The 18,785-nt window shown below is 71.6% G+C and carries 13 protein-coding genes; 8 read left to right on the forward strand and 5 right to left on the reverse strand.

Annotated features, from left to right (window positions below; translation table 11 throughout):
• Positions 1 to 60 precede the first annotated feature (60 nt).
• The 4 genes from T336_RS0113770 to T336_RS0113785 all read left to right on the forward strand — a co-directional run bounded on the left by T336_RS0113770 (position 61) and on the right by T336_RS0113785 (position 3,347).
• Positions 61 to 789, forward strand: a complete 729-nt coding sequence (locus T336_RS0113770) for a TetR/AcrR family transcriptional regulator (protein WP_026432993.1) — start codon at positions 61 to 63, stop codon at positions 787 to 789.
• A gap of 24 nt (positions 790 to 813) precedes the next feature.
• Positions 814 to 1,524, forward strand: a complete 711-nt coding sequence (locus T336_RS0113775) for a protein-L-isoaspartate O-methyltransferase family protein (protein ID WP_019702000.1) — start codon at positions 814 to 816, stop codon at positions 1,522 to 1,524.
• A gap of 17 nt (positions 1,525 to 1,541) precedes the next feature.
• Positions 1,542 to 1,892 (forward strand): rhodanese-like domain-containing protein, encoded by a 351-nt coding sequence (locus tag T336_RS0113780; RefSeq protein ID WP_019701999.1) that lies wholly within the window; start codon positions 1,542 to 1,544, stop codon positions 1,890 to 1,892.
• 108 nt (positions 1,893 to 2,000) lie between these two features.
• Positions 2,001 to 3,347: a TolC family outer membrane protein gene (locus T336_RS0113785; protein ID WP_026432994.1), complete on the forward strand. Its 1,347-nt coding sequence runs from the start codon at positions 2,001 to 2,003 to the stop codon at positions 3,345 to 3,347.
• A 36-nt stretch (positions 3,348 to 3,383) separates the two neighbouring features.
• Here the strand turns inward: T336_RS0113785 and xopAU are convergent, their stop codons facing one another.
• The 5 genes from xopAU to T336_RS0113810 all read right to left on the reverse strand — a co-directional run bounded on the left by xopAU (position 3,384) and on the right by T336_RS0113810 (position 11,359).
• A complete protein-coding gene (gene xopAU / locus T336_RS0113790) occupies positions 3,384 to 4,937 on the reverse strand; it encodes a XopAU family type III secretion system effector serine/threonine kinase (RefSeq protein WP_244883946.1) in 1,554 nt (517 codons plus the stop codon).
• A 117-nt stretch (positions 4,938 to 5,054) separates the two neighbouring features.
• Positions 5,055 to 7,748 (reverse strand): bifunctional acetate--CoA ligase family protein/GNAT family N-acetyltransferase, encoded by a 2,694-nt coding sequence (locus T336_RS0113795; RefSeq protein WP_026432996.1) that lies wholly within the window; start codon positions 7,746 to 7,748, stop codon positions 5,055 to 5,057.
• Between the two features lie 160 nt (positions 7,749 to 7,908).
• A complete protein-coding gene (locus T336_RS0113800; RefSeq protein WP_051647218.1) occupies positions 7,909 to 9,177 on the reverse strand; it encodes a 3-deoxy-D-manno-octulosonic acid transferase in 1,269 nt (422 codons plus the stop codon).
• A 29-nt stretch (positions 9,178 to 9,206) separates the two neighbouring features.
• The gene (locus T336_RS0113805) at positions 9,207 to 9,959 is read right to left on the reverse strand and encodes a carbon-nitrogen hydrolase family protein (protein ID WP_026432998.1); all 753 of its coding nucleotides are present in this window, start codon (positions 9,957 to 9,959) and stop codon (positions 9,207 to 9,209) included.
• Positions 9,960 to 9,970: 11 nt separating this feature from the next.
• On the reverse strand, positions 9,971 to 11,359 hold the full coding sequence (locus T336_RS0113810; protein ID WP_026432999.1) for a phosphomannomutase/phosphoglucomutase: 1,389 nt from the start codon (positions 11,357 to 11,359) through the stop codon (positions 9,971 to 9,973).
• Positions 11,360 to 11,645: 286 nt separating this feature from the next.
• On the opposite strand from T336_RS0113810, the gene T336_RS0113815 reads away from it, so the two are divergent.
• From T336_RS0113815 to T336_RS0113830, 4 genes are all read left to right on the forward strand, one after another.
• Positions 11,646 to 13,205, forward strand: a complete 1,560-nt coding sequence (locus T336_RS0113815; RefSeq protein WP_244883947.1) for a DNA-3-methyladenine glycosylase 2 family protein — start codon at positions 11,646 to 11,648, stop codon at positions 13,203 to 13,205.
• Positions 13,206 to 13,277: 72 nt separating this feature from the next.
• Entirely contained in the window at positions 13,278 to 13,886 is a 609-nt protein-coding gene (locus T336_RS0113820; RefSeq protein WP_026433001.1) for a methylated-DNA--[protein]-cysteine S-methyltransferase, read from the forward strand.
• A complete protein-coding gene (locus tag T336_RS0113825) occupies positions 13,883 to 14,788 on the forward strand; it encodes a DMT family transporter (RefSeq protein WP_026433002.1) in 906 nt (301 codons plus the stop codon). The genes T336_RS0113820 and T336_RS0113825 overlap by 4 nt, the downstream gene beginning before the upstream one ends.
• 179 nt (positions 14,789 to 14,967) lie before the next feature.
• The gene (locus tag T336_RS0113830) at positions 14,968 to 18,750 is read left to right on the forward strand and encodes a sensor domain-containing protein (protein WP_026433003.1); all 3,783 of its coding nucleotides are present in this window, start codon (positions 14,968 to 14,970) and stop codon (positions 18,748 to 18,750) included.
• Positions 18,751 to 18,785 lie beyond the last annotated feature (35 nt).

Below are 18,785 nucleotides of genomic sequence, written 5' to 3' on the forward strand. Positions count from 1 at the left end.
CGGAGACCCGTTGACGCAGCCGAAGCCGGTCGCTACATTACTAACCAGTCAGTCATTAATATGGCCTCCCGCTCTTCCTCCCCTCCTCCACCCTCCGCGCCATCGCCCCGCCGCGCCCGCCGCAAGGAAGCGCGTCCGGGCGAGTTGCTCGAGGCCGCGCTCGACCTGTTCGTGGAGCGCGGCTATGCCGCCACCAAGGTGGACGAGGTGGCGGCGAGGGCCGGGGTGTCCAAGGGCACGCTGTTCCTGTATTTCCCGAGCAAGGAAGACCTCTTCAAGGAAGTCGTGCGCCAGAACCTGGCCCGGCATTTCGCCGAATGGGACGTGGAAATCGAGCACTATCCCCACAGCACGGCCGAACTGCTGCGCCATGCCTACGAACTCTGGTGGACGCACATCGGTGCCACCAAGGCCTCCGGCATCTCCAAGCTCGTGCTGAGCGAGGCGCACAACTTTCCGGACATCGCGGCTTTCTACCGCGACGAGGTCGTGCTTCCCGGCAACCGCCTCATCCGCCGCCTGCTCGAGCGCGGCGTGCAGCGGGGCGAGTTCCGCGAGCTCGACCTCGACTGCGCAGTGCAGGTCGTGGCCGCGCCGCTCGTGTTCATGATGATGTGGCGCCATTCGGGTGTCTGCATGCCGGAGTCGGACGAGGTGACGCCGCAACGCTTCATCGACGCGCAGGTGGACAACCTGCTGGCGGGCTTCTGCGTGCGGCAGGACGGGGTCGCCGCGGTGCCGCAGGCACAGCAGCCGGGCCGCGCGCCTAAAATCGACGGTTTGTCCTGATCCCGTGCACCGGAGAAATCCCCCATGACCCTTCCCTACAACACGACCGCCGACGCCAGCGATCCCGTGACGCTGTCCCGCTACAACATGATCGAGCAGCAGATCCGCCCGTGGAACGTGCTCGACACCGAGGTGCTGGATCTGCTGAACGTCGTGCGCCGCGAGGATTTCGTGCCCCCGGCCTACCGCGGCATGGCGTTCATGGACATGGAGATCCCTCTCAACCCTTCCGCCGAGGAAGCCCAGCGCCTGGGCCAGTGCATGCTGGCTCCGCGCGTGGAAGCCCGCATGCTGCAGGACCTGCAGGTCAAGCCGACCGACCGGGTGCTGGAGATCGGCGCCGGCTCCGGCTACATGGCGGCCCTGCTCGCGCACCGCGCCGAGCATGTGGTCACGCTGGAGATCGTGCCCGACCTGGTGGAATTCGCCCGCGAGAACCTGCTGAGCGCCGGCATCGACAACGTGACGGTGCGCCAGGGCGACGGTGCGCGCGACGCAATCCCGGACGGCCCGTTCGACGTCATCGTGCTGAGCGGCTCGGTGCACGAAGTGCCCCAGCACCTGCTGGCGCTGCTGCGCGAAGGCGGCCGCCTGGCCGCGATCACCGGTGACGAGCCCGTGATGCGCGCCACCTTCGTGCGCCGCACGGGCGACCGTTTCGCGGCCACCTATCCGTGGGACACCAACGCATCGCGCCTGCTGCACTTCCCGGAGCGCCCCCGCTTCACCTTCTGACACAGGACCTCTCTTCCATGATCGACCAAGTACGTCCCGCCCAGCTCGACGCATGGTTCTCCGCCCAGGCCGGCGGTGGACGCCCCCTGGTGCTGGACGTGCGCGAGCCCTGGGAATTGCAGACCGCGAGCGTGCGCGCTCCGGAAGGCGGCGGATTCGACATCGCCGCCATTCCCATGGGCGAGATCCCCGCCCGGCTCGGCGACCTGGATGCGGAGCGCCCCGTCGCCTGCCTGTGCCACCACGGCATGCGCAGCCTGCGGGTGGCGGCTTTCCTCGAACAGCACGGATTCCAGCGGCTGGCCAACATCTCGGGCGGCATCGACGCCTGGTCGCACGAGCGCGACCCCGGGGTGCCCCGCTACTGACATCGCGGTAACGGCTCCGCGCCCGCCCTCCAGGAGGCCGGGCGGGATGCCTGCCGCCCGAACGGTCCGCCCCACAGTTCATCAGCCAGGAAGAGACGCTTGTCCGCCATGACCTCCCGACGCACGCAACTGCATTCCCGCCGCGCTGCCGGCGCACTGGCCTTCGTCCTCGCGGCGGCGGCCGGAACCGTCTCCGCGCAGAGCCTGCCGGAGCTCTACGAACTGGCGCAGGGCTACGACGCCCCGCTGCAATCGGCGCTGGCCGATGCGCAGGCCGCGGGCAGCCGCGCGGAGCAGGCGCGCGCCGGGCTGCTTCCTAGCGCGGGGCTCTCGGCGGGCACCTCCTATACCCGCACCGACGTGAACCGTCCGCCGCTGGATATCGGCACGCCGCAGCAGGCGGCGGGCATCACGGCCTCGCAGCCGCTGTACCGCCCTGCCAACCGCATCGCGTTCGAGCAGGGGCAGCGCGGCGCCGACATCGCCCAGGCCCGCGTAGAGGCCGCGCGCCAGGACCTGGTCGTGCGGCTGGCGCAGGCCTATTTCGACGTGCTGGCGGCCCGGGACACCCTCACCTTCCTGCAGGCCCAGAAAGCCGCGGTGTCGGAACAGCGCGCCTCGGCACAGCGCAATTTCGAGGTGGGCAACGCCACCATCACCGATTCGCGCGAGGCCCAGGCGCGCTTCGACCTCGTCGAGGCCCAGGAGATCGCGGCGGACAACGACCTGCGCGTCAAGCAGCTCGCGCTGGAGCAGCTGGTGGGCCGGCCGGGCGTCTCTCCCCTGCCTCTGGCGCAGCCCGTGCAGTTGCCCACCGTGGCGCCGGCCGATGCGGAAGCATGGGTGCGGACGGCGGACGAGCTGCAGCCGCAGTTGCGCCAGGCCACCATCGCGCTGGACGTGGCGCGGCTGGAAACGCGCAAGGCCGAGACCGGTCACCTGCCCACGGTGGACCTGCAGGCGGGCTACAACGTGGTCCGCAACCCCAACGGCACCACCACGCTCCCGCACATCCATTCCACCGCCCGCGCCGCCACGGTCGGCGTGCAGATGACGCTGCCGCTGTTCGCGGGATTCGCGGTGCAGAACCGCATCCGCGAAACCCTGTCGCTGGAGGACAAGGCCCGCGCGGACCTGGAAAATGCCCGCCGCACCGTGGCGCAGGCCGTGCGCAGCGCCTTCTTCGGCGTGCAGTCCGGCCAGGGCCAGGTCCGTGCGCTGGAGGCCGCGGAGGCATCGAGCCAGAGCGCGCTGGAGGCCAACCGCCTGGGCTACCAGGTGGGCGTGCGGGTGAACATCGATGTGCTCAATGCACAGAGCCAGCTCTACCAGACCAAGCGCGACCTGGCCCAGGCGCGCTACAACGTGCTGCTGGGCACGCTGAAGCTGCGCCAGGCCGCAGGCACGCTGGCGCCCGAAGACCTGCGGGCCGTGGACGCGATCACTGCGCATTGACACCCCCTGTGGCGGACGCCGCGGGGCGGGCTGGCCTCATCCCGGCGGCATTTCGGGGTTCAGCACCTTCTCCACCGTGGCGCGCGTCCGTGCACGGGGCTCCAGTTCCTGCAGGAACGGGTCGCCCAGCAGTTCCTCGGCCGTGCTGCGAGCGTCCGGTTGCCTGCCGATCATGCGGTTGATGAACCGCACCGCCGCGTCCAGCCGGCCTGGCGCGACCGCTCTCAGGGCGGGCGCGAACGGAAAGTCCTCCACGGTCCGCGACCCGGACATGCCCGCCATGCCGAGCTGGTATCCCGGCGCCTTGAGCAGGCGCACCAGCAACTGGGCCGCCGCATACACGTCGCTGCGGTGTTCCGCCCGCGCGGCGTGCATGTCCATGTAGCCTGCGGTGCCCTGCGCCCTCGGCCCACCCGGCTCTGCGCCCTGCCCCATGTCCAGCAGCCGGAACATGCCGCGTTGCCGGTCATACATCACGTTGTTGTGGGAGATGTCCTGGTGGACCACGCCTTCGTCGTGGAACCGCGCCAGGGCGATGAGCACGTCCGCGATCATGGTGCGCGCCATCTCCAGGTGCGCCGGCGCAGCGACGTCGCCGTCTTCCAGGGCGTACGGGGCCTCGCCGATCAGTTCGGCGGCCTGCACGCCGTCGATCCGCTCCGACAGGATGCCCAGCCGGCTCCCGATCTGGACGAGCCCGCACACTTGCATGACCTGGGAGGTTCCCCGCAGCGAGATGGCCACCTGGAACTCCTGGTGGATGCGGTCCTTGTGCGCCTCGATGGCTTGCCGGAGGGCCTCGCCGTCCTGCGGCGCCTGCGCATGCAGCCGCGGTGGCAGGCGGTCTTCGGGATCGAGGGAGAGCATGGCCTTGAACACGAAGTCCCGCCCATGGTCCTCGCCGCCCTGCATGAAATTCCTCGCCAGCCGGACGGCATACACCTCGCCGGACGCGCCGCCCCCGATGCGCTGCCATGCCGTTCCGGCAGCGTCCGGCCCGTCCCAGGCCGCATCGAGATCGACCCGCTCGAACCCCTGCCGCACCTCGGCCGCACCCGGCTTCAGCGCCGCCAGCCGCGCTTCCCAGCCGGGCGGGCTGCCCATGGAATGCACCACGTGCGGGCTCAGGACGCCGGCATTGGAGGAGGCACGCAGTTCCGCCCGCCACCGGCGCTCCCGCCTCAATGCGCGGACGGGGCTCCAGCATGCACCGTCGAGTTCCCGGGCGATCGGCGTGGATGGGTCCAGCAGGGATGCCAGCGAGGGGGGCTGGCTGCTGCCCGCACCGTGCGAGGGGCTGGCGCGCCCCGCGCCGGACCGTCCCCCATGATCGAAAGACGATGGCGAGCGCGGGAGGACGAAGGTGCTGGCGCGGCGCAGGGCATCGAGCGATGCCAGCCGCGGTGCGCGCTCTGCCGACGGCCCCTCGCCGGACTGCCCGCGCCGGCGTGCCAGCAGCGGCACATGGGCGACGGACTGCGGTCCTGGCGGGCGCGGCGGGCCGGGGTGAGCCGCCTCCGGATTTGCAGTCCCCTCGCCGTCACGGGCCGGGCGTACCGAGGGAATGGAAAGCGGAGGCAGGCCGGCCATGGTCGTGGTGGAGGGGGATCCTGGAGGAGGCCCCGATTGCAGCGATGGCGGCGGTGCCGCGCCACCCCCCTTCCGAAGCGCCGCACCCGCCGCCGAAGCGGCACCGGGCCGGGCACGTCACAACTGGTGCGCCACCAGCTTGAAATCCGGATCGTCCGGATAGGCTCGCACCTCGAAGCCCAGCCGGCGCATCAGCTTGAGCATGCTCGGGTTGCCGGCCAGCACCAGGCCCTGGATCTCGGTGAGGCCCTTGTCGCGCGCGGCCTCCATGATGCTCAGCATGAGCCGCGATCCCAGTCCGCGGCCGTTGAAATCGTCGGCCACCACCAGCGCGAATTCGCAACTGGTCTGGTCCGGATTCGTCACGTAGCGCGATACGCCGACGATGCGCTCGGTGTTGCGGATCTCCCCGTCCTCGCCCGCGCTGCGCTCGCGGTGCACGGCGACCAGGGCCATCTCCCGGTCGTAGTCGATCAGCGTGAAGCGCGCCAGCATGGACGCGGGCAGTTCCGCGATCTGCGATATGTAGCGGAAATACCGGCTTTCCGGCGACAGCTCCTTCACGAGCCGCTGCAGCATCTGCGCGTCGTCGGGCCGCACGGGCCGCACCAGGAACTCGCCCCCGCCGCGCATCGGCCAGAGCTGCTCGTAGCGCGCCGGGTACGGCAGGATCGCCAGGTGTCCGTAGCCCTCGCTGCGGCCGGTGGCACCCTGGGCGGTGTCGCGCACCACGATGCGCGCATCCACCGCGACCACGCCGCCGGCATCCACGATCAGGGGGTTGATGTCCATCTCGCGCAGCTGCGGCAGCGCGCACACCATTTCCGAGACGCGCAGCAGGGTCTGCTCCAGCGCGTCGCGGTCCACGGCGCTGGCGCCGCGCCATTCGCCCAGCGTCTCCGCCACGCGCGAGCGTTCGATGAGCCGGCGTGCCAGGAACTGGTTGAGCGGCGGCAGTTCCATCGCGCGGTCGTCGATCAGCTCGATCATGGTGCCGCCCGCGCCGAAGGTGATCACCGGCCCGAACGGGTCGTCCGTCACCAGGCCGATGCAGATTTCACGCCCGCGCCGCGCCCGCGCCATCTTCTGCACCGTCACGCCGTTGATGCGCGCGCCGGGCTGCAGGCGCGCCACCCGCTGCACCATGTCGGTATAGGCATCGCGCGCGGCCGTGCCCGTGTGGATGTCCAGGGCCACCCCGCCCACGTCGGACTTGTGCGCGATGTCGGGTGAATCGATCTTCAGCGCCACGGGAAAGCCCAGCTGCGTGGCGATCATCATCGCCTCGTGCGCGCTGCGCGCGAGCAGGGTCTTGGTGACCGGCACCTGGAAGGCCGCGAGCAGCGTCTTGGACTCCATCTCGGTCAGCACATGGCGGCGCTCGGCCAGCACGCTTTCGATCATCAGGCGCGCGCCCTCGATGTCGGGCTTGGAGAGGGCCGAGAGCGGCGGCGGCGTCTGCTGCAGCAGCTGCTGGTTCTGGTAGAACGAGGCGATGTTGCCGAACGCGCCCACCGCGGCTTCGGGCGTGCGGAAGTTCGGAATGGCGGCGGCGCGCAGCGCCTCGCGCGCCGGCCCCACGGTGGCGTCGCCCATCCAGCAGGCGAGCAGCGGCTTGCCCATGAGGCGCTTGGCATCGGCCAGCGCCTGCGCGACCTCGGTGGAGTCGGTGCCCGGCTTGGGCGAGTGGATGGCCAGCACGCCGTCGATCTGCCGGTCCTTCTCGGCCGCCTCGATGGCGGCGCGGTAGTGCGCGGGCCCGGCCTCCTCCGAAAGGTCGATCAGGTCGGCGAGCGAGGCCAGGGGCGGCAGCTGCGGCGCCAGAGCACGCGCGGCATCGGGCGACAGGCGACCCATCTCCAGCAGGATCTCGTTCACCCAGTCTGCGGCGAGCACGCCCGGGCCGCCGCCATTGGTGATCAGGGCAAGCCGCCGGCCCACCGGCCGGTAACGCGACGCCAGGCACTTGGCCGCTGAGAACAGCTCCACGAACGAACGCACGCGCACCGCGCCGGCGCGCCGCAGCGCGGCATCGAACACGTCGTCGCTGCCCACGATGGTGCCGCTGTGGGTCTGGGCCGCCTCGTTGCCGGCGGGCTTGCGGCCGGCCTTGAGCACCACCACGGGCTTGGCGTTGGCGGCCGAGCGCAGTGCGCTCATGAAGCGCCGCGCGCTGCCGATGCCCTCCATGTACACCACGATGCTCTGGGTGCGCCCGTCGTTGGCCAGGAAATCCAGCACCTGGGCGATGTCCACGTCGGTGTTCGGCCCCAGCGACACCACGGTGGAAAAGCCCACGGCATTCTTGTGCGCCCAGTCGAGGATGGACGCCGTCAACGCGCCGGACTGGCACACGAGCGCCAGCGAGCCCTCGCGCGCCAGCGGTCCGGCCGCGCTCGCATTGAGCTGCAGGTGCGGCCGCTGCAGGCCCAGCGAGTTGGGTCCGAGCAGGTGCACGCCCTCGCGGCGCGCGATCTTCTTGAGCTTGAGTGCACCGTCCGCATCCATACCGTGCGACAGCACCAGCGCGGCACGGCAGCCGATGCGGCCGGCGACTTCGAGCGCGGCGGCCGTGTCCTGCGGCGGCAGCGCGATCACGGCCAGGTCGGCGCGCGTCTGCGCCAGGTCGGCCAGCGTGCCGCTGGTATGGATGTCGAGGAACTGCAGCGTGCCCGTGAAGCGCTGCGCGCGCAGCGCCTCGTGCAGGGCGTGCGCGGCGGGGGTGAGGGTCTCGGGTGCGTCCGCGCGCCCCGCCAGCACGGCGATGGAACTGGGCGCGAACAACGGGGTGAGGTAGTGCTTGTCGAGCATGGCAGGCGGCGGTCCCGCGGAGAAGGCGCGGGACAAGGAACGGTCTGCCGTCGATTGTGCGCCACGGGATCGCCATGTGCTGAGCGGCAGGTCAAAGATCGAATTCACGCTCCCGGAGTCATTCGGGCTGCGCCGGAGACTCGGCCGCGGCCGGCAGACTTCAGCGCCCCTGCAGTTGATGCACCACGGCCGCTGCCGTGGCCCGCGCGGCGCCCTGGTGCGCCTGGGTGAAAGCCAGTGCACGGTTCCCGGTGGCTGCTAGCGCGGCCGCGTCGTGCACCAGGGCCCTGGCGGCCGCAACGCCTTCAGCCATGTCGGCCACGCGCAGCGCGGCGCCCGCTTCGCAGGCGAGCCGCGCCGCCTCGGCGAAGTTGAAGGTGTGCGGGCCGGTGACCACGGGGCAGCCGCAGGCCGCGGCTTCGATCAGGTTCTGCCCGCCCAGCGGCGCGAAGCTGCCGCCCAGCAGGGCCGCGTGCGCCATGCCGTAGTAGAGCGCCATCTCGCCCAGCGAATCGCCCAGCCACACGTCCGCCGCGCCAGGCGCACCGGCCCAGCCACTGCGGCTGGAGACCGTGAGGCCGGCCGCCTCGATGCGCTGGCGCACCTCGGCCACGCGCTGCGGATGGCGCGGCACGACCAGCCACTGCACGCCGGCATGGGCCATGCCTCCAGCGGTGAACTGCAAGGCATGCAAAGCCTCCAGCCAAAGCGCTTCCTCGCCCTCGCGGCTGCTGGCCAGCAGAACCACCGGGCGCGGACTGGCGTCGCGCCACGCCCTGCCCTGCGCCAGCTGCGCCGCATCGGGCACCACGTCGAATTTCACGTTGCCGAAGACGCCCTCCACCCGGGCGCCGGCCGCACGCAGGCGTCCGGCATCGGACTCGGTCTGCGCCCAGGCCGCCGACAGGCCTGCATAGGCAGGCCGCGCCAGCCAGGCCCAGCGACGCGCGCCGGCCAGCGACTTCTCGTTGAGACGGGCATTGGCCAGCACCAGCGGAATGCCGCGCTGCCGGCAGCCCGCCACCAGATTGGGCCAGATCTCGGTTTCCATCAGCACGCCGATCGCGGGCCGGAAATGCTCCAGGAAGCGGCCGACGGCTCCGGGCGTGTCCCACGGCTGCCAGGCCTGCAAGTCTCCGGACTGCAGCAACCTTGCTCCTTCTGCACGCCCTGTGGCAGTGCCGTGGGTCAACAGCAGGCGCATGCCGGGCAATTGGGTGCGTAACTCTTTCAGCAGGATGGCCGCTGCACGGGTTTCACCCAGCGACACTGCATGGATCCAGACCAGCGGCCCGGCCGGCGAATCGCTCCCTGCTGCCGCGGCCTGGCCATAGCGCCCGAAGCGCTCCTCCACCGCATGGCCGTAGCCCGGCTCGGCCACGGCGCGGCGTCGAAGCTTGCGCAACAGCAGGGGCCGCACGGCCCACATGAGCGCGGAGTAGACGGTGCGCGAGAAGCTCACGGCGCCACGCGGCACGTGGAAGCGGTCCAGCCCGCCGTGGTGCGTTCCGCGATGACGAGCCAGTCCCCCGTGCCGGGAGCTTCGGCCATGCGCTCACCTCCGGGTGCCCAGAATGCGCTGCGGCCCACGCAGTCGTAGCCTCCGGTCGGTGCCCCGTGGTTGGCCAGCAGCACCGCCATACCGCAGCGCTTCGCGTGGCCCTGCGCACATGCCGTGTCGTGCGCATGCCCGCCACTGGAGACCACCATTCCCGCGGCATACAGCGCTGCTCCCGCGCGCGCAGCCGCATCGGCATGCGATGCGTGGGAGACGTCGGCGCATACCGCCATGGCCACCGGCAGGCCCTCGAAGCGGTGTACCTGCGCCTCTTCCGCTCCCGGCTCGGCGTAGAGTTCCTCCCCCGGGTGCAGATGGCGTTTGCGGTACACGGTGACGCCGCCGTCCGGCAGGAAGGTGATGGCGCCAATCCCGGGCTTGCCGCCGGCCTGCGCAGCGGGAACCGGCGCACCGGCCACCAGCGCCATGCCATGGCGACGCGCGGCACTGCGCAGCGGCGCGAGCGCTTCGTCCAGCGGCTGGACAGCCGACTGCGCCAGGCCCGCCAGGTCGTAGCCCGACAGCGAGAGCTCGGGAAAGACCAGCAGCCGCACGCCCTCCGCCGCCGCAGCCTCGGCGAAGCGCAGGTGATTGCCGACATTGGCTACCAGCCCGCCTGGCAGCGAACTGGCCTGGGCCGCCGCGACGCGCATGGCCGCGGTCCTCAATGCGCGGCCGCGCCTGGAGCGGCGCCGGGCTTCACGCGCTGCAGCAGCTCCATCATGGCTCCTTCGATGCGGTGCAGCGCCTCGGGCGTATGCCCCTCGAAACGCAGCACCAGCACCGGCGTGGTGTTGCTCGCGCGGATCAGGCCGAAGCCGTCCGGCCAGTCCACCCGCAGGCCGTCGATCGTGCTGATGCGCGCCGGCGCCGGGAATGCGCTCTGCGCCAGCGCCTGCAACTCGGCCGTCAGGCGGTGAGGCTCGCCTTCCTCGCAGGCCACGTTCAGCTCGGGCGTGGAATGGCTGGTGGGCAGGTCGTTGAGCACCGCGCTGGGGTCGTCATGGCGGCTCAGGATCTCCAGAAGGCGGCAGCCTGCGTAGGTGCCGTCGTCGAAGCCGAACCAGCGCTCCTTGAAGAAGATGTGGCCGCTCATCTCGCCGCCCAGCGGGGAGTCGAGCTCCTTCATGCGGGCCTTGATGAGCGAGTGCCCGGTCTTGTACATCACGGCCTGCCCGCCCACGGCCTCGATGGCCGGCGCCAGGCGCTGGGTGCACTTCACGTCGAACAGGATGGGAGCGCCCGGCACGCGCGAAAGCACGTCGCGCGCGAACAGCATCATCTGGCGGTCGGGGAAGATGTTCTGCCCGTCCTTGGTGACGATGCCCAGCCGGTCGCCGTCGCCGTCGAAGGCCAGGCCCAGCTCGGCGTCGCTCTCCTGCAGCGCGCGGATCAGGTCGCGCAGATTCTCGGGCTTGCTGGGATCGGGATGGTGGTTGGGGAAGTTGCCGTCCACCTGCGAGAACAGCTCGATCACCTCGCAGCCGAGGGCCCGGAAGATGCCCGGTGCAGAGGCGCCCGCGATGCCGTTGCCGCTGTCCACCACGATCTTGATCGGGCGCTCGAGCTTCACGTCGGACGTGATGCGCTGCACGTAGGCGGCCAGCACGTCGGCCTGCCGCACCGAGCCGCCGGGCTGCAGGTCCCAGCTTTCCTCTTCCATCGTGCGGCGCAGGCCCTGGATTTCCTCGCCGTAGATGGCACGGCCGGCCAGCACCATCTTGAAGCCGTTGTAGTCCTTGGGATTGTGGCTGCCCGTCACCTGGATGCCGCTCTGGCACAGGGTGTGGGCCGCGAAGTACAGCATCGGCGTGGTCACGGCGCCGACGTCGATCACTTCGATGCCGGCATCCACCAGCCCCTCGATCAGCGCGCGGGACAGTGCCGGGCCGGACAGCCGCCCGTCGCGTCCCACTGCCACGGTGGACTGGCCTTCGCGGCGGGCCGCCGTGCCGAATGCACGGCCCAGGGCGCGCGCGACATCCTCGGTCAGGGTGGTCGGCACGACGCCGCGGATATCGTAGGCCTTGAAAATGGCGGAATGAAGCTGCACGAGATGGTTCCTTTGCTGGCAGGCCCGCATTGCGGCCGCGGCGCCCGGATCGGGGGCCGCGGCGGCAGTGCATGGGCCGGTGGAGCGGATGCGGCGCGCTTGCGGGTAACGGAGGCGCGCCATCTGCGGATTCGCGGGGATTGTAGGCGTCGCGCACACGACCGGCGGGCGGGCCACGCGTAGGCGGAGGCCGCTTCTTGGCGCCCGACGTCCAGGCCCCTCGGTGCGGCAGGCACAGGTCCGGAAACGGCCAGCGCCGCGCCGGCCGGCGCCTATGATGGCCTGCATGCAATCGCCCGACGCCCCTGCCGCCCCGCCCACCGCCGATGCACTGGACGACGGCCGCTATCTGGCCCTTGCGGCACGCGATGCGCGTTTCGACGGGCGGTTCTTCACCGGCGTCACGTCCACGGGCATCTACTGCCGGCCCGTCTGCGCGGTCCGCACGCCGCGCCGCGAGAACTGCCGCTTCTTTGCACTGGCCGCCCAGGCGGAAAATGCCGGTTTCCGACCATGCCTGCGCTGCCGGCCGGAGCTCGCGCCGCGCGTGCCGGCCTGGTCCGTGCAGGATGCACGCAGCATCCTGGTGCGCGAGGCCCTGCGGTTCCTGGATGCGGAAGGCGCCTGGGACACGCCCGCTGCGGCAGCCAGCGGCGGCGCGCCCGTACAGCGCCTGGCGGCCCGGCTGGGCGTGAGCGACCGGCACCTGCGCCGCGTATTCGAGGCGGCCCTGGGCATCTCGCCGCTCCAGTACCTGCAAACGCGCCGGCTGCTGACGGCCAAGCAACTGCTCACCGACACCGACCTGCCCGTCACCCAGGTCGCGCTGGCCAGCGGCTTCGGCAGCGTCCGGCGCTTCAATGCCGCCTTTTCCGGGCACTACCGGCTGCAGCCCACGGCGCTGCGCCGCGCGGGCAGCCAGGCCGCCGCGGGCCCGGCCTCCGGAGCGGTGCGCCTGGCCTACCGGCCGCCGCTGGACATCGCGGCCCTGCTGGGCTTTTTCGCGCAGCGCCGCATCCACGGCATGGAAGCCGTGGATGCGGCTGAGGGCCTCGAACTGCGCCGCACGGCCAGGCTGCCGGACGCGGAAGGACGCGAATGCACGGGCTGGCTGGCGGCACGCTTCACCAGCGGCACGGCCGCCGCGCGGGGCGGTGCGCCGAAGCCCCATGTGGTCCTGAGCGTCTCCAGCAGCCTCCTGCCAGCCCTGCCGGGTGTCATCGCCCGGGTGCGCGGCATGCTGGACCTGGACGCGGACCCCGAAGCGATCAATGCCGTGCTGCACCGCGACTTCCCGCACGGCGACGGCTTGCGCGTTCCGGGCGCATGGGACGGCTTCGAGCTCGCCGTGCGCGCGGTGCTCGGCCAGCAGGTTACGGTCGCCGCGGCACGCACTCTGGCGCAGCGCGTGGTCGAGCGCTGGGGCGAACCCATCGCCACCCCCTGGCCGGATCTCTGCCGGCTGTTCCCTGCACCTTCGGTGCTGGCCGGCTGCGACGGCGACGCGCTGGGCCGGCTCGGCATCGTGCGCCAGCGCCAGGCGGCCATCCTGGCGCTGTCCCGCGCGGTGGCGGAAGGCCGTCTCTCACTGCACGCCGCGGCCGATGTGGAAGCCACCATCGTGGCACTTCGCGCCCTGCCCGGCATCGGCGACTGGACGGCGCAGTACATCGCCATGCGCGCGCTGCGGTGGCCCGACGCCTTTCCCGCAGGCGACGTCGCGCTGCACAAGGCACTGGCGGTGCAGTCCGCCCCCCGGCCTGCGCGGGCGGCGGAGGATGCATCCCAGGCATGGCGGCCGTGGCGCAGCTACGCCGTCGTGCGTGCATGGGCCGACTCCTCCTGAGCCCACGCCACGCTGCACGCCCGCCCCACCTGGCGCCTCCGATCCTTCCCTTTCCATCGACAGACTCCCGCCATGCCGCTCCCCACCGCTTCTCCCGCCCCCCTCGTCCAGATGCGCATCGCCAGCCCGCTCGGCGACATCCGCCTCGCCGCCTCGGCCGCGGGCCTGGCCGGGATCTGGTTCGACGGCCAGCGCCACCAGCCCACCGGCCGCCTCGACGGCCCCGGCGCCTGGCCGCATGACCCTTCGCACCCTGTCCTGGTCGCCGCGGCCTCGCAACTGCGCGAATACCTGGAAGGCCGGCGCAGCCGGTTCGACATTCCCCTCGATCTCACGGCCGGTACCGCCTTCCAGCGCGATGTCTGGCAGGCCCTCGTGGAGATACCGCACGGCGCCGTCACCAGTTATGCGGCCCTGGCCCGCGCGATGGGCCGCCCGCTCGCAGTGCGGGCCGTGGGCGCGGCGGTCGGGCGCAATCCGGTCAGCGTGATCGTGCCGTGCCACCGCGTGCTCGGATCGGACGGCACCCTCACCGGGTACGCCGGCGGCCTGCCGCGCAAAACCGCCCTGCTGCGGCTGGAAGGAGCGCTTCCGCACCACCTGCGCACCCTGCCCCTCTGGCCGGAAGGCGACGCCATCGCCTTCGGCACCGGCGGCCCGCGCACCGGGGTGGCGGCGTGAACGCAGCGGCCGGCGTGCTGCCCGCCCGCCACTGGCTCGGCGAATTCCTGTTGCTGTCCGCACTCTGGGGCGCCTCCTTCCTCTTCATGCGCCTGGGCGCGTCCGAATTCGGCCCCCTGCCCACGGCGGGGCTGCGCGTGTCGCTGGCCACCCTGTTCCTCTGGCCCATCCTGCTGCGCCAGGGCCAGTGGCCCGCGCTGCGCCGCCACTGGAAGCCGATCCTGCTGGGCGGCGTCATCAACTCCGCCATCCCGTTCGCACTGTATGCCTGGGCCGTGCTGCACATCACCACGGGGCTGTCGTCCATCCTGAATGCCACCGTGCCGCTGTTCGGCGCGCTCGTGGCCTGGGCGTGGCTCGGCGACCGCATCGGCCGGCTGCGGTGGGCCGGACTGGCGATCGGCTTCGCTGGCGTGGCACTGCTGGCCTGGCGCGCGCCCGCGGCGATCGGCTTCAAATCGGACCATGCCATCTGGGCGGTCGGGGCCTGCCTCCTGGCCACCACCTGCTATGCCGTGGGCGCCAGCTATGCCCGGCAGCACCTGGTCGGGCTGCCGCCGCTCGCCACCGCCACGGGCAGCCAGCTGGGCGCCACCCTCGCGCTTGCCCTGCCCGCGCTGTGGTCCTGGCCGGCGCGAGCCCCGGGTCCCGGGGCCTGGGCCGCGGTCATCGCCATCGCCGTGCTGTGCACGGGCATTGCCTACATCCTGTACTTCCGGCTGATCGCGCATGCCGGTCCGAGCCGGGCGCTCGCCGTGACCTTCCTCGCCCCCGTGTTCGCGGTGGCCTACGGAGCCCTGTTCCTAGGCGAAACGATCACGCCGTGGATGGTCGGCTGCGGCGCGGTCATCGTGTGCGGCACCATGCTCTCCACCGGGCTGGTCCGCCCGCGCGGACGCTGATCCGGAAGCCGCGGCGCTTCGCGCTGCGGCAGCCCGATAATTTGTGGAATGGCGGCAGCAATTGCCGCGAGGATCGCTCCGCGAGCCTAAACTCGGCCATATGCCCGACATTGCCCGCCAAGCCCGAGCACTCCCGGCCGCCAGGTCCGGGGGGCCGGGCATTGCACGGGGGGCGCCCCATGGCGGGTGAAGCGGGCCTCTCCTTCTGGCTCCACCTGGCATTGGTGGGCTTGCTGGCCGCCGTGCCTGCGCGCCTCCTGGCCGGTGCGTCCTCCCGGCGCATCCTCCCCGTGCTCGCAGGCCTGGCCGCAGGCGCGGCCTCATGGGGTTCCCTGGCCACCGCCGCCTGGATGGACGCCGTCCCCACGGGCGTCGCGGCGCTCTGCTTCGGCCTGCAGGCCGGCGCGGTGAGTGCCCTGGTGGCGGCCCTGGGCAGCGCCGTGCTGCTGCCCGCGGCCACGCCGCAGGCGGCCGGCCTGCTCGTAACTGCCTGCGCGCTGGGCCTCGCATGGCGCCTGGCACAGCGCCGCCTCCCGCCCCGGATGGCCTGGCTCGACCTGGCCGGCCTGGGGCTCATGCTGGCACTCGTCGTACGCGCATGGGGCGGCCACGCGCCCTGGGCCGGGTTCGCGGGGGTGCTGCTCCTGGGAGGGGGCGTGAAACTGGTGCTCGGCCGTGCGCAGGCGGCCAATACGCTCGGGCGCCAGCAGGCCGACCTGAACGCGATGCTGGACGCCAGCGGCGGGGGGCGCTGGGAATGGTTCGTCCAGGAGCGGCGCCTCGTCTGCCACGGCCCTGTCTATGAAGCACTCGGCATCGAGCCCGGCGGCCAAGGCTGCCACGTGGACCGATGGACCACCCTGCGCCATCCGGACGACACCGAACGGCTCGCCGCGCAACTGCAGCACATGGTGGCCGGGCTCGAAGCCACCTTCAGCGCGGAATACCGCATGCGCGACACGGAGGGCCGCTGGCGCTGGATCATCTCCCGCGGGCAGGTATGCGAGCGCGACGCCCAGGGCAAGGTGCTCCGCATGGCCGGCATCCACCTGGATGCGACGGCCCTGCGGCAGGTGCAGGACGCCGTCCGGATCTCCGAAGAGCAGCACTCCGTCGTCTATCAGATATTGCCGGATCCGGCCTGCATCACGCGCCTGGAAGATGGCCGCTGCATCGACATCAACCCGGCCTTCTCCGCGCTGTTCGGCATTCCCCGCGCCGCCGCCGTCGGCCGCACCTCGCTCGAACTCGGGCTCTGGCCGTCGCAGCAGGCGCGAGAGGACATGCTGGCCACCCTGCGCCGCGAAGGCCGCGTGCTGAAGATGCCCATCCAGGTGCAGGGCGCGGGCATGCGGGCCGTTCCGGGCCTGTTCTCGGCCAGCCGTGCCAGCATCGGCGGCGAAGAATGCATCGTTTCGGTGTTCCAGGACCTGTCCGCCACGCAGCGCGCACACGACCAGCTGGCCGCCGCCCACGGCCTGCTGGTGCAGGCCGGCCGCATGGCGGGCCTGGGCGTCTGGGAGCACCGGCACGGCCAGGGGCTGGTGTACTGGTCGGACGTGTGCTTCGACATCCACGGCCTGCCCCGCGGCGGCCTGCTGCCCGGGCCGGTCGAATACCTGCGCGACTTCGTCGCCGCGCCGTTCAGGAACACCCTGGCGGACCTGTTCCGGCGCGGCCACCAGAACGCCGTGGGATGGTCCTGCGAGGCGCAGATCCTGAGGGCGGACGACGGCCGCGCGGTCTGGGTGCGCGTCCATGCCGAACCGGTGCTCGAAGCCGGGGCCGTCACCGGCGTGCGGGGCGTCATGCAGGACATCGACGAGTGGAAGCGGGCGGCCGAGCGGCTGAGCCAGTCCGAAGACCGCTTCATGCGCATCTTCGAGCTGATGCCCTACCCCGTGCTCATGTCGCGGCGCGCGGATGGCGTCTACCTCATGGTCAACGAGGCCTGGGAGCGGTTGACCGGCATTCCGCGCGACCAGGCGCTGGGCCGCACGGCCGTGGAGCTCGGCCTGTTCTCGGCGGAGGGCCGCCGGCAGTTGCTCGACACCATGAGCGGCCGCACCGTCCACAACGCGCTCGAAATCACGATCCACCCGCGCACCGGCGGCGACCGCACCCTGCTGCAGTCCATGCATGCCGCCGAGCTCGACGGAACACCCGTCTGGCTGGTTTCCGCGCACGACATCACCGAACGCAAGCGCAACGAAGACCTCATCCGCGACCGCGAGGCGCTGCTGTCGCTCACCCTGTCGGCGGCGTCCCTCGGACTGTGGGACTGGAACATCTCCACCGGGACGGTCACGGGCGACGCGCGCTGGCGCGAACTGCACGGCGTGGCGGCCACCGCCGGGCCTCCGGGGGACACGGGGGTGCACTGGACCAGCGGCATGGCGCCCGCCGACATCGAGAACGTCACCGATGCCCTGGAGCGGCACGTCGCCCGCCCCGACTCCCACTTCGATGCGACCTGGCAGGTGGCACCCAGCCCGTCCGCCCCCCCGGGCGCTCCCGCGGGCCGCTGGGTACGCAACCTCGGCAAGATCGTGGGCCACGACGAACGGGGCCGCCCCGGGCGCATGCTCGGCGTCTCCATCGACGTGACCAGCCAGCGCGTTCAGGAGGACATGCTCCAGCAACTGGCCCATTTCGATGCGCTCACCGGCCTGCCCAACCGGGTGCAGCTCGCACGCCGCCTGGAGCAGGCCATGGCGCAGGCGCGCGCCGGCGGATGGCAGCTGGGCGTGGCCTACCTGGACCTCGATGGATTCAAGCCGGTGAACGACCGGCTGGGCCACAGCGCGGGCGACCGGCTCCTGGTGATCGTGGCCGGCCGGCTCACCCGGGCCCTGCGGCCCGTGGACTGCGTGGCACGGCTCGGCGGGGACGAATTCGTGCTGCTGATGCCCGAACTGCAATCGCGCGCCGATGCCGAACAGCTGCTGCGCCGCCTCATGGACAACCTCGCCGCGCCCTATACGCTGGGCACGGAGCGTGTCACGGTCACGGCCAGCGTGGGCTACACCCTCTATCCGGAAGACGCCTCCGATGCCGACACGCTGCTGCGCCATGCCGACCATGCGATGTACGGCGCCAAGCAGGGCGGACGCAACCGCGTGCAACCCTTCGACGCTGCGCAGGAGCGCGCCCGGCAGACGTTGCGCGAGCAGGCCGAGCGCATGCGCGAAGCCCTGGCCCGGGGACAGTTTATGCTCTACCTGCAGCCCAAGGTGGACATGCGCTCCGGCGCAGTCGTCGGCGCGGAAGCGCTGGCCCGGTGGAAACACCCCGACCAGGGCATCCTCGCGCCGGGCGCCTTCCTGCACCTCATCGAGGGCGCGGAACTCGAAGCCGCCTTCGGTGAATGGGTGGTCGATTCGGCGCTGGACCTGATCGAGCAGCTGCGTGCCGGCGGCCTGGAACTGCCGGTGAGCGTGAACATCTCGGCGCGCCACCTGCAGCAGACAGGATTCGCGCAGTGGCTGGCAGACCGCATGGCCCAGCGGCCCGGCATACCGCACCGCCTGCTCGACCTGGAAATCACCGAAAGCGCGGCCCTCTACGACATGGACCACGTGGCGCCGCAGTTGACGCAACTGCGCGAACTCGGCACCACCGTGTCCCTCGACGACTTCGGCACGGGCTATTCATCGCTGTCCTACCTGCGCCGGCTGCCCATGGACACGCTCAAGCTCGACCGCAGCTTCGTGCACGGCATGATGAGCGACCGGGGCGACTACGCCATCGTGCAGGGCGTCATCGGGCTCGCGCGCTCCTTCGGTTACTCCATCGTGGCCGAGGGCGTGGAAACGGAAGCCCAGGGCCTGACCCTGATGCGCCTGGGCTGCAACCTGGCCCAGGGGTACTGCATCTCCCGGCCCATGCCTCCCGAGGAATTTCCCGGCTGGGTGGCGCAGTGGCGCGCCCCGGAAACCTGGCGCCCGCCCGTGGTCGTCTGACGCCGGCCTGTAGCGGACTGCAGGCCGCGGAATGC

This window comes from Paracidovorax oryzae ATCC 19882, assembly GCF_000687165.1.
GTDB lineage: Bacteria > Pseudomonadota > Gammaproteobacteria > Burkholderiales > Burkholderiaceae_C > Paracidovorax > Paracidovorax oryzae.